This window comes from Psychroserpens mesophilus (assembly GCF_000826645.1).
GTDB classification, from domain to species: Bacteria; Bacteroidota; Bacteroidia; order Flavobacteriales; family Flavobacteriaceae; genus Psychroserpens; species Psychroserpens mesophilus.
The window spans coordinates 242,569-253,297 of the sequence record NZ_JXJP01000014.1 but is presented as its reverse complement, the minus strand read 5'-3'; the positions used below and the strand labels follow the sequence as shown (position 1 = coordinate 253,297).

12 protein-coding genes are annotated in these 10,729 nt (G+C 33.5%); 7 read left to right on the top strand and 5 right to left on the bottom strand.

Features of this window, described 5'->3' with window-relative positions:
• Positions 1 to 94 precede the first annotated feature (94 nt).
• The 3 genes from TD18_RS12325 to TD18_RS16750 are packed head-to-tail and all read left to right on the top strand — an operon-like array spanning position 95 to position 2,677.
• Entirely contained in the window at positions 95 to 511 is a 417-nt protein-coding gene (locus tag TD18_RS12325) for a hypothetical protein (protein ID WP_040253000.1), read from the top strand.
• A 31-nt stretch (positions 512 to 542) separates the two neighbouring features.
• Positions 543 to 1,085, top strand: coding sequence for an RNA polymerase sigma factor (locus TD18_RS12320; RefSeq protein WP_040252997.1), 543 nt, complete (start codon positions 543 to 545; stop codon positions 1,083 to 1,085).
• Positions 1,085 to 2,677 carry a hypothetical protein gene (locus TD18_RS16750; RefSeq protein WP_052461159.1) on the top strand — a complete coding sequence of 531 codons (1,593 nt, stop codon included), beginning with the start codon at positions 1,085 to 1,087 and terminating at the stop codon, positions 2,675 to 2,677. The genes TD18_RS12320 and TD18_RS16750 overlap by 1 nt, the downstream gene beginning before the upstream one ends.
• A gap of 59 nt (positions 2,678 to 2,736) precedes the next feature.
• Here the strand turns inward: TD18_RS16750 and TD18_RS12310 are convergent, their stop codons facing one another.
• A complete protein-coding gene (locus tag TD18_RS12310; RefSeq protein ID WP_040252995.1) occupies positions 2,737 to 3,501 on the bottom strand; it encodes a lysophospholipid acyltransferase family protein in 765 nt (254 codons plus the stop codon).
• A gap of 113 nt (positions 3,502 to 3,614) precedes the next feature.
• Here TD18_RS12310 and trpS point away from each other — a divergent pair, with 113 nt between their 5' ends.
• Positions 3,615 to 4,583, top strand: a complete 969-nt coding sequence (trpS, locus tag TD18_RS12305) for a tryptophan--tRNA ligase (protein ID WP_040252994.1) — start codon at positions 3,615 to 3,617, stop codon at positions 4,581 to 4,583.
• Positions 4,584 to 4,746: 163 nt separating this feature from the next.
• On the opposite strand, the gene dprA is transcribed toward trpS, so the two are convergent.
• On the bottom strand, positions 4,747 to 5,850 hold the full coding sequence (gene dprA / locus TD18_RS12300; protein WP_040252991.1) for a DNA-processing protein DprA: 1,104 nt from the start codon (positions 5,848 to 5,850) through the stop codon (positions 4,747 to 4,749).
• A 100-nt stretch (positions 5,851 to 5,950) separates the two neighbouring features.
• Between dprA and TD18_RS12295 the strand changes: the two genes are divergently transcribed.
• Entirely contained in the window at positions 5,951 to 6,892 is a 942-nt protein-coding gene (locus tag TD18_RS12295; RefSeq protein ID WP_040253058.1) for an HU domain-containing protein, read from the top strand.
• Positions 6,893 to 6,985: 93 nt separating this feature from the next.
• Here TD18_RS12295 and TD18_RS12290 read toward each other — a convergent pair whose 3' ends face one another.
• Positions 6,986 to 7,585 carry a DUF6705 family protein gene (locus TD18_RS12290; protein ID WP_316931630.1) on the bottom strand — a complete coding sequence of 200 codons (600 nt, stop codon included), beginning with the start codon at positions 7,583 to 7,585 and terminating at the stop codon, positions 6,986 to 6,988.
• A 185-nt stretch (positions 7,586 to 7,770) separates the two neighbouring features.
• Between TD18_RS12290 and TD18_RS12285 the strand changes: the two genes are divergently transcribed.
• Positions 7,771 to 8,280, top strand: coding sequence for an acyl-CoA thioesterase (locus tag TD18_RS12285; protein ID WP_040252986.1), 510 nt, complete (start codon positions 7,771 to 7,773; stop codon positions 8,278 to 8,280).
• 164 nt (positions 8,281 to 8,444) lie between these two features.
• On the top strand, positions 8,445 to 8,657 hold the full coding sequence (locus TD18_RS12280; protein WP_052461158.1) for a DUF6515 family protein: 213 nt from the start codon (positions 8,445 to 8,447) through the stop codon (positions 8,655 to 8,657).
• A gap of 72 nt (positions 8,658 to 8,729) precedes the next feature.
• Here the strand turns inward: TD18_RS12280 and TD18_RS12275 are convergent, their stop codons facing one another.
• Together TD18_RS12275 and TD18_RS12270 are read right to left on the bottom strand one after the other, a co-directional pair.
• Entirely contained in the window at positions 8,730 to 9,953 is a 1,224-nt protein-coding gene (locus TD18_RS12275) for a murein hydrolase activator EnvC family protein (RefSeq protein ID WP_040252984.1), read from the bottom strand.
• Positions 9,943 to 10,725: a DUF4292 domain-containing protein gene (locus TD18_RS12270; protein WP_040252981.1), complete on the bottom strand. Its 783-nt coding sequence runs from the start codon at positions 10,723 to 10,725 to the stop codon at positions 9,943 to 9,945. Before TD18_RS12270 ends, TD18_RS12275 begins: the two co-directional genes overlap by 11 nt.
• Between the last annotated feature and the right edge of the window lie 4 nt (positions 10,726 to 10,729).

The following is a 10,729-nucleotide window of genomic DNA, read 5'->3' as shown; positions in this document are numbered from 1 at the left end:
TAATTAGGGATTTTTTTTATTTTTAGACGCAACCTTTGTGCAACTAATGCATCTATAAGGTGATTGTGGTATGTATGGCCTAAATATTTGATTTATGAAGAAATTACTTTTATTGACTTGTTTAATCTGTTCAGCTTTGTCTTGTAGCCCTGACGACAATGGCTCTCCTGATTTTTATTATGAAACGTTACCAATCGCTGGTGTTAGTATGCCTTCAGAATTTCAATTTGGTAGCACACAAGCAATCAATATGAGTTACTATAAGCCTTCTGGGTGTCACGTATTTAATGATTTTTATTATCAGAGTAATTTTAACCAAAAAACTGTTGCTGTAATTACTGCCGTTTTTCCTAACCAAGAGTGTGAGACTTTTGATGATGAATTAGAAACAGTAACCTTTAACCTTGAAGTCAATGAAACTGATCCGTATGTGTTTCGGTTTTGGCAAGGTATAGATGACAATGGAAATGATGTGTATTACATCATTGAAGTACCTGTAGTAGTAGACTAGTTAAATTCGTACTAATTAATAACCAATCCGTTTGAGTTTAGACCAACTCATAGCACAATGTAAAAAAAATGATGCGCAGGCTCAAAGTCAAATATATAAACTCTATGCGAGTAAACTGTTTTCGATTTGCTTGAAGTATTCACGGAACTATGCAGAAGCAGAAGATAATTTGCAAGATGCTTATGTGACCATTTTTAAAAAAATAGACCAGTTTAAAAGTAAAGGCTCTTTTGAAGGATGGTTAAAAAGAATAACAATTAACACAGCCTTGCAACGCTATAGAAGTGTTGGTGTGTACGACATCGTTAATGAAAATCAAATTGAAGATGTCTCTGTTGAGATTGATGAAGACGCAATAAGTTTAGATTTTTTGTTGCAAATCATTCAGGAATTACCCGATCGTTACAGGTTGGTATTTAATTTATATGCTTTAGATGATTTCTCACATAAAGAAATCGCAACAATGCTCGACATTTCAATAGGCACCTCTAAATCAAACCTTGCAAGAGCTCGGATGATTTTAAAAGAAAAAGTAGAACAATACAAAGCGAATCGTAATTCGCAAAGTTTATAATGAACGAAAAAAAGAACATAGATAAACTCTTTAAAGAACAACTGAAAAATTTTGATGTTGCGCCTAAAGATCATGTCTGGGAAAACATAGAGGAAAGACTCCATGAAAACAAGCGTAAAAAGCGTCGTGTCATTCCTATCTGGTGGAAAGTAGCTGGAATAGCTGCTGGTTTACTACTTTTATTTACTCTAGCTAACCAGTTTTTTAACAACTCGGAAAACGATAACTTTTCAAAAGATATTATTGTTGATGACACAAATACCAACAACAATTCTAAGGCTCAAGAAGAAAACAACAGCTTAGACGAAACCAATACTTCTAATGACATATTAGGAAATGATAGTTCTGAAGAGATTGTTGACACTAGCTCAAAGTCTTCAGTTGAAGATAAAATGTCTTCAGAGCATAAAAATAAGAGTAACAACATTACTTCTGATCCAACATCTAAAGCTCTTACAGTTTCAGAGTATTCCAACGGAGAAAAGCGCAAAGAATCTAGTAAAAACAGCTCTTCTGATAACAATAATAATTTCAAAGAAGAATTACAGCAACAGAAGAGAAATCCGATTGAAAACCCTCTGATTAAAGACGCGGTTGCTAATACTTCAAAAGGCAATTCTGAAACCAATCAGGATACTCAAAATACCGTTAAAAACAAATCGGAAATTGATGCCCTTTTAAGGTCAAATAAAACGGATTCAAATACGACGATTGCTGACGTCAATACCAAAGAAAAAGGCACATCTGAAACTGAAAATAATTCAACTGAAGATTCACAAAATAAAGAAGAAGAAGAAGCGACTAATGCCATTGAAAATGCAATAGCTGAAGCCGAAAATACAGAGGAAAAAGAAGAAGAGGAAGAGCAACTAAACAGGTGGAGCGTTTCACCAAGCGTAGCACCTGTTTATTTTAGTTCTTTAGGTGAAGGATCTCCTTTAGACAATCAATTTGTAGAAAACACAAAAGCGTCTGAAATTAATATGAGTTATGGTATTAATGGAAGTTATGCTGTAAATAAAAAATTCAAAATCAGAGCAGGAATTAACAAAGTACAATTAGGCTATCAAACAAAAGATGTTCTAATTTTTGAGAATACAAGTCCTGTAGCCAGAGGAAGACGTCAAATAGCTAACGTGAATTTAACTGATAGTATGAGTCAACACTCTATTTACAGCGCACGAAGTTTTAAATTTGAAAATGCTCCTGCGACCTTATTTACTCAAGAACAAGGTTCATTAGATCAACAACTTGGTTTTATAGAAGTTCCTATTGAGGTTGAATATAATATTATAGAACGTAAAATAGGATTAAATTTAATTGGTGGTTTTAGCACATTGTTTTTAAGTGATAATGATGTGTACGCTGTTTTAAATAATGGTAATCGCACACGTTTGGGTGAAGCAACTAATGTGAAAGATTTGAGTTATACGGCAAATTTTGGAATTGGTCTGGATTATAACTTTTCTGAACAGTTTCAATTTAATCTTGAACCTACATTTAAGTATCAAATAAATACATTTAATAATACATCTGGTGATTTTAAACCCTTTTTTGTAGGTGTTTACACTGGACTTAGTTTTAAGTTTTAAGTTTTAAGTTTTTTAGTTGGTTAGATAGTTATTGTTAAATCACAATAACAACATAAAAGCTACTCTGTGCCAAGAGTAGCTTTTTTGTTGTTATTAAGAACTAATAGTTCTTTTAATATCAACTCATGAGATACTTCATTTACCGTTTTAGTATCAGCAATGGTTAGTCCTTCTGTTGAAATAAACTTATGAATTTTAGCTCTCATTAGCCCAGGACTGCCACTAAAAAACGTATAAGAAAAGCGTTTCTTATTATCTGCAAAAGTTATGGGAACAATTGGTATGTGGTGATTGATAGCCATACGGAAGGCTCCATCTTTAAATTCATCTAAAACAATATGTTCATCTGGCACGCCTCCTTCCGGGAAAATACAAATACTCATCCCTTGTTTCAAACGTCGTTGTGCTCTTAAAAATACAGCTTGCCTACTTTTAGGATTACTGCGATCTACCAAAATACTAGTGCGTTTATAGAAAAAACCAAATAATGGAATTTTAGCTAATTCCTTTTTACCTACAAATACGAACGGGTTTTTTACCGTAACTAGCATGAGCATGATGTCTGCCATTGAGGTGTGGTTTGCTATAAACATATAGCTTTTTGATGGTTCTGGGACTTGCTCTCGTTCTATTTTCACATTAAAACCCATGCCAATTAAAATAAAACGTGCCCAAAAACGAGCCAGCTTAAAAAAGAAAGGATACCACGATTCTTTAAGAATTGAAATCACCAATATTGGAAATAAAACAATAATTGGAAGCGCTACTAAAATGTAGAACCAGATACGATATAAAATCCAGAAGATGTACTTAAATAGCTTCATGTGGCTCAAAACTAGTCAAATTTATTCAACAATTCTACTAAAAAAATTACCTTTGCTGACGATATAAGTTGAAATACTAATTAAATTGATTTCCGTTCATCCGGAAAGTGAACATGGCAAGAATACTTACAGGAATACAAAGCACAGGAACACCTCATTTAGGAAATATATTAGGCGCAATTTTACCAGCTATAGAGATGGCAAACGATTCAAAAAATGAGTCGTATTTATTTATCGCTAATCTGCATACACTTACGCAAATTAAAGATGCTGAAGAGTTGCGTCACAATACCTATTCGGTTGCTGCAACCTGGTTAGCCTTCGGACTTGACATTAACAAAACGGTGTTTTACAGACAAAGTGATATTCCTCAAGTCACAGAACTGGCCTGGTATTTAGATTGCTTTTTTCCATATAAACGATTAATGCTTGCTCATGGATTTAAAGACAAAGCAGATCGTTTGGATGATGTAAACTCAGGTTTATTTATGTATCCTATGTTAATGGCTGCTGATATTTTATTGTATGATGCCGAAATTATTCCAGTAGGAAAAGACCAGTTACAGCATATCGAAATGACACGTGATGTGGCAACGCGTTTTCATGCTAAAATGGGAGAAACATTTGTTTTACCAGAAGGTAAGGTTCAAGAAAACACGAAACTCATTCCTGGAACCGATGGTGAAAAAATGAGTAAAAGCCGAAATAACTTTATCAATATTTTCCTTCCGGAAAAACAGTTACGCAAGCAAATCATGGCTATCGAAACCGATAGCACACCTTTAGAAGACCCAAAAGACTGGAAAACATGTAATTGTTTTGCCATTTATAAGTTGTTAGCTTCTGAAGCTGAAATAGAAATCATGAAAGCTAATTACGACAATGGCGGTTATGGTTATGGTCATGCCAAGCAAGCTTTATACGAATTAATTCTGTCTACATTTGCAACACAACGTGAACGTTACAACCATTATATGGCAAATTTAAATGAGATTGATGATGCCTTAGCTATTGGTGCTCAAAAGGCAAAAACTGTAGCAAATAATGTTCTTAAACGTGTAAGAGAAAAAGCAGGCTATTAAAATGAAAAAATTATTGATGTTTTCCATCATAAATACTGTGGGTATGTTACTTTTAGTAGCTTCAAGAATCCCATCAGAAAGTAAAGGTATAGATTGGATATTAATTGGTGGAATAATTCTAATTATTGCAACCTGGATTCATTTTTTCTGGGAACGAAACAAGTTAAACAAGCTCAAATATTTTTCCAGGTAGTGGCCGAGTCACACCTTTTAATTCCATAGTTAACAACAAGCTTGCAACTTTAAAAATGGGCATGTGACATTCTAATGCAATCACGTCTAAAAGTTGTTTGTCGTTATCTTTTAAGTAATTGTAAATGACTTGTTCTTCAGACGTTAACTCAACAAATAGCTGTTTTTGAATCACTGGTTGTGCTTTAGATTCTAATTCCCAATTTAACATATAGGCAACATCTAAAGGGTTTGATAACACATGTGCTTGCTGGAATTTAATCAAATTATTACAGCCCATACTTTGGCTGTCGGTCACGCGTCCTGGAACGGCAAACACATCTCTATTATATGAATTTGCTATATCTGCAGTGACTAAGCTTCCACCTTTTTCGGCAGACTCAATCACTATAGTTGCTGAACTCATTCCTGCAATAATCCGGTTACGTTTTAAAAAATTATTTCTATCAAAGGTATCTGAACTCCAGAAATCAGTTAGAAATCCACCATGCTTTTCAACTTCAGCAATGTATTTTTTATGTGTTTTCGGGTAAATCTGATTTAATCCGTGTGCTAAACACCCAATCGTTTGTAATTGATGCTTCATCGCAGCTTTTTGAGCTGTAATATCTGTTCCGTAAGCAAAACCAGAGACAATAATCGGATTAAAAGGCGCTAATTGCTCAATTAATTGTTCGCAAAACGCAATACCATAAGTAGTAATTTTTCGAGTACCAACAATACTTATAAGTCGTTGTTGCTTTAAGTTGATGTGGCCTGTTTGAAATAGTAAAATTGGTGCATCAATACAATGTTTTAGTTTTTCAGGATATAACTCATCGGTAAAATACAAGCAAGAAATAGAATTCTCTTTTATGAATTTAAGTTCATGTTCAGCAGCTTTAAGATGTTCTGAGCTAAATAATCCTTTAATAGTGGTTATTCCTACACCTTCAATTTTGAGAAGATGTTGGCGTTTTTCCTTTAAAACAGCTTCTGCAGACCCACAGTAATGGATTAATTTTTTAGCCGTTACATCACCAATTTTTGGTACGTGTTGTAATGCTAAAACATAGATTAATTCGTCCTCTGTCATTTTTATAGATTATTTTCTATGAAAATACTAAATTTTCTCTTGTTAATAAATACTTCAATGGATGTTTTATTCGCGAACAAAAATTTTTAACTTTGTTTTTATGCAACTAGAGACTTACATCAGCGATTTACTATATAGATACGACTGCGTTACTGTACCTGAGTTTGGTGCATTTTTAACGCATCGTGTTTCAGCAAAAATTCATGACACAACTCATGCGTTTTACCCACCAAAAAAAGCACTGTCTTTTAATGAGCAATTACAACATAACGATGGCTTATTAGCAAACTATATTGCTGATGTTGAGAAGATTCCTTATGAAGTTGCTGTTGAAAAAGTAGCAAAGCATGTCAAATCGATTAAATCATATTTAATTGAAGGTGAGATAATTGCATTTGAAAATATTGGTGAACTATTATTAAATAAAGAAGGAAAAATTAATTTTGAACCTTCACTGCATATCAATTATTTAACAGATGCATTTGGGTTATCACAGTTTACATCAAGTGATATTACTCGTGAAGTATATAAGGAAGAAGTTGAAGCAATCGAAAACGTCATTCCTATTGCGGTTACGGCTGAAAAACGCAAATCTCGTCCATATTTAAAGTATGCTGCTATTGCACTGATCGCCTTAACTGTTGGAGGTTTCACGGCTTCGAATTATTATATGAATCAAATTGATGCTCATAATCAATTAGCCCAAGAAGAAGCCAATCAAAGGTTAGAAACCAAGGTTCAGGAAGCGACATTTATTATAGATAATCCGCTGCCAGCAGCTACGCTATCCGTAGAGAAACAACAAACAGGTAACTACCATATTGTTGCTGGTGCATTTAGAGTTGAAGATAATTCAGATAAAAAAGTTGACCAACTGAGAGCTTTAGGATATAAAGCCAGAAAAATTGGTGCTAACAAATACGGACTTCACGAAGTGGTTTATGCCAGTTATACTGACAGATTAGAAGCATTACAAGCCTTACGCCAGGTAAAACGTGAGCACAACAGAGATGCCTGGTTGTTGGTTAAAGCATTGGATTAATTGCTTTGTGATTCAGGAGGAAGAATTAAGAATCTCATAATAATTTAATAAAAGCCCAAATTGAAATATCAAATTTGGGCTTTTAGATTAGATTTACTGTTTTATTAATTCATAGGAGCCATAAGGAACTCTAGGTTCTTTTGGAGCATTCTCATAAGGAGATATATAACTTCCCGCAGAAAACAATTGCACTTCAATGGTTTCAACTCCATTGTTATCTATAAAGCGTAATACTAATTTATTATGTAAATATTTTCTTTGTGGATCAGTAAAAAATAATAATACTCGACTTTCGGCCATACCACAATTGTCACATGGGATAATTTGCATTTTTTTCAAGAGTTGGTTCCCATCTATATAATGTTGTGCATTATTAACTAATGGACTACTTAATCTAGAAAGAGAATTAATGACCTCAACTCCATTTTCTAAATATTGGTATTCACCTATTAACAAATCTTCATACCATTCGCCATTATAGTATTGTTCAACTTTCTGAAGTTGAATCACAAAACTAGTATTTCCGTCATTATAAATCCATGTTCCAACAAATTTATTAAGTTCGTTATTTAAATCTTTATAATATGCGCCATTTACAAAGTCATCAGAGTTTTCTAAAGATAACATTGGGGTTTGAGCTTTAAAGCAATATATATTTAATAGTATTAGTAGAGATGAAATAAATCGTTTCATGACTTTTTAGCTTACTGTAAACATAATATAGTTTGTCAATTATAAAAAATAGCAAACCGTTAAATATATTGTTCATTGAGTAAACATTGGTTTTAAATTAGGCACAAATTTTTATAGTTTTTATTCATTAAATCGTTTAGCTTAGATTTAAATTCATCTTACCTTTGCATGAAATTGAATACTTCATGGAACCGAAAACAGCATTTCAATCTAAAACCATAATGACCGATTTGGTCTTACCTAGTGAAACCAACCCGATTAACAACCTCTTTGGTGGAGAACTTTTAGCGCGTATGGATCGTGCTGCCAGTATTGCAGCAAGACGACATAGCAGACGCATCGTAGTAACAGCTTCTGTTAACCACGTGGCTTTTAATAGATCTATACCTCTAGGAAGTGTGGTCACTGTTGAAGCAAAAGTGTCTCGTGCCTTTAGTAGTTCAATGGAGGTGTATCTTGATGTTTGGATTGAAGACCGAGAGTCTGGAGAAAGTATTAAGGCTAATGAGGCTATTTATACCTTTGTTGCTGTTGATGAAATGGGACGACCAGTGAAAGTGCCTCAGCTCGTTGCTGAAACATCTTTGGAAAAAGAACGTTATGATGGTGCTTTACGTCGTAAACAATTAAGTTTAGTGCTGGCTGGAAAAATGAAACCAACTGAAGCTACAGAGCTAAAAGCATTGTTTGAATAGCAAATGCCGTTTATCAGATTCGTCGAATTTGACATATTTGGTTTTTAATTAAAGCGTAAGAATATTTTAAAAAGATGTCTCGACTCCGCTCGACATGACATTGGTTTAATATTAAACCTTCATAAAGGATGTAGGTCTTATCATAGAATCAAATATTAGACACTATGAAGACTTGTATCATATTTCTGTTAGCAATAGGACTCTTAAGTTTCAACTCTTGTGCTCGTCGTGTTGTGGTGGCACCTTCTACAGTTACTGTTGTAAAGCCAGCGCCAAAAAACTACAAAATTGTAAAGGTAAAGAACAAGCGTTATTATTTCTGGAATGGAAAGCATTACAAAAAAACGCGCAAAGGTTATATTGTGGTGAAAGTATAAATTTGAAGAGTAATTAAGAAACTCTAAAATAAAATATGAGCTCCTGAAACAAGTTCAGGATGACATTTTATGTCACATTTTATACACCCAAATTGCTGGATTGATTGGTTTATTTGAATCATAAAGACTAAACCACAACATAGTTTCACCTTCTCGACTTGTAGAAACTTCTCCTATTTGTTGTTTAGTTTCTACCACGTCTCCTTTTTCTACATACAATTTACTTAGGTTTTTGTAAACGGTTATATAATTACCATGTTGAATTAATATAGCTGGATTACCATTTTTTTGTGAAATAACAGCTAAAACCGTACCCTTAAAAACCGCTCTTACAACAGCATTTTTCTCAGTAGCTATACGAACACCATTACTTTTAATAGATATGTTTCTATCAATTGGCGATGGCTGAGTTCCGTATTTTACTTTTACTACACCTTTTTCAACTGGCCAAGGTAGTTTTCCTTTGTTCGATTCAAAGTTTCTAGCTAAGGCTTTAGCTTCAGGAGTTAACACAAAGGTATTTGAAGAAGTTGATGTGTTTCCTGCTTTTTTATTAGATGCTGCAATAGCCTCACGAATTAAACGATCAATTTCACGATCTATTTTATCTATTTCCTGTTGCTTCTTTTTAGCTTGTGAAGCATAAGAATTTAAATTCTTTCGAATAGAGACCATTAACTCCTCCTGCTCTTTGAGTTCAATCTCTAATTGCTTTTTGACTAACTTGTTTTCCTGAACGAGTTTATCTTTATCCTTCTTTTGACGTAATAAATCAGTATTAAGATCTTGAAGTTTAAGGGTTTTAGATTTTATAAGCTCGCCTTGTTCTTTTTGATAATTAGCATATTGCTTGATATACTGCAAACGCTTGTAAGCTTGTTTAAAATTATCAGAAGACAACAAAAACATGACACGACTTTGTTCAGATTTACTTTTATAAGACTTAACCACCATTGCTGCATAACTCTCTTTAAGCTCTTTTAGCTGGTCTCTTAAACTGCTAATCTCGTTTTGGTTGGCATTGATTTCACGAGTTAAAAGATTAGCCTGATCGTTGGTGACCTTGATTAAATTTTGCCTCACACTCACTTTATAACTCAAGTCTTCAACTAAAGAAACCAATGACTTTTCCTTTTTTCTGTCTGAAAATAATAAGGCATTAATTTGCTTGAGCTCATTTTGATACTTTTGACGTTTTGCTTCGAGTTCCTTTTGTTTATCGCTTTGAGAATTAGCAAAAGACATACTTAAAAAGAAGCATAGCAATACAATTAGATAGGTTGGTTTATGGCGCATCGTCTAATATTATTTCTTTAAATCCTGAAGGTATTTTAAATGGAAAACGAACCTCTTCATTAAGGGAAATCGATTTATATTCCATGGCAATAATGACCTCATCATTATTTTCTACAGCTATAATTTTAATATCTTTTGGTAGAATTTCTTTATCTACATCCTGATAAGCCAGATAATCTACCTGAAGAAATCGCTTTTTTAAGGGTTGCATCAATTGCTGAGAATCCATTTTGAAATGCGACGGATTAAGCATTAGAAAAAGCTCTAATAATGCGGTTTGATCTTTTGGTTGTAAAACGTATGACTTGTCGTTTGTTGAAGCGATATATCTTCCATCTTTTAAATTAAACAGTGACTCACCTAATAATAAACTTTGAACTTTTTTAAAATTGAGTTCAACACCTAACAAATTACTCAACAATGTGTAATCGCCTTTAAAATACTGGTTGTTGATTTTATCGTAAAAACTTACTTCGTCAGGTGTAATCATAGCTCTCGCTAATCCCAGAGTGGCACTAATCCAGATGGTTTTATCTTTTTCCATTCTAAGATTAACAGTATAACCTTGTTCTTGTAAGTCTTGTGTATAGTCTATTTTAACCCTCGCCTGGAGTGTTTTAAATTTTGAATCCTGTCTTGAATTTTCCTTTATTAATTGCTTCGCAGTAATATTATCGTTGATTTTACCAGAATTCGCAACTGTTCTGGCCGACTTACATGAATATGCAAGACCAATCAAAAGAACGACCAAACTAAGTTTAAAGGTTTTCATACTA

Excerpts from the sequence above, each read along its gene's own strand:
- TD18_RS12325 (WP_040253000.1), top strand. The coding sequence starts at position 95 with ATGAAGAAATTACTTTTATTGACTTGTTTAATCTGTTCAGCTTTGTCT.
- TD18_RS16750 (WP_052461159.1), top strand. The coding sequence starts at position 1,085 with ATGAACGAAAAAAAGAACATAGATAAACTCTTTAAAGAACAACTGAAA.
- TD18_RS12310 (WP_040252995.1), bottom strand. The coding sequence starts at position 3,501 with ATGAAGCTATTTAAGTACATCTTCTGGATTTTATATCGTATCTGGTTC.
- trpS (WP_040252994.1), top strand. The coding sequence starts at position 3,615 with ATGGCAAGAATACTTACAGGAATACAAAGCACAGGAACACCTCATTTA.
- dprA (WP_040252991.1), bottom strand. The coding sequence starts at position 5,850 with ATGACAGAGGACGAATTAATCTATGTTTTAGCATTACAACACGTACCA.
- TD18_RS12295 (WP_040253058.1), top strand. The coding sequence starts at position 5,951 with ATGCAACTAGAGACTTACATCAGCGATTTACTATATAGATACGACTGC.
- TD18_RS12290 (WP_316931630.1), bottom strand. The coding sequence starts at position 7,585 with ATGAAACGATTTATTTCATCTCTACTAATACTATTAAATATATATTGC.
- TD18_RS12285 (WP_040252986.1), top strand. The coding sequence starts at position 7,771 with ATGGAACCGAAAACAGCATTTCAATCTAAAACCATAATGACCGATTTG.
- TD18_RS12280 (WP_052461158.1), top strand. The coding sequence starts at position 8,445 with ATGAAGACTTGTATCATATTTCTGTTAGCAATAGGACTCTTAAGTTTC.
- TD18_RS12275 (WP_040252984.1), bottom strand. The coding sequence starts at position 9,953 with ATGCGCCATAAACCAACCTATCTAATTGTATTGCTATGCTTCTTTTTA.
- TD18_RS12270 (WP_040252981.1), bottom strand. The coding sequence starts at position 10,725 with ATGAAAACCTTTAAACTTAGTTTGGTCGTTCTTTTGATTGGTCTTGCA.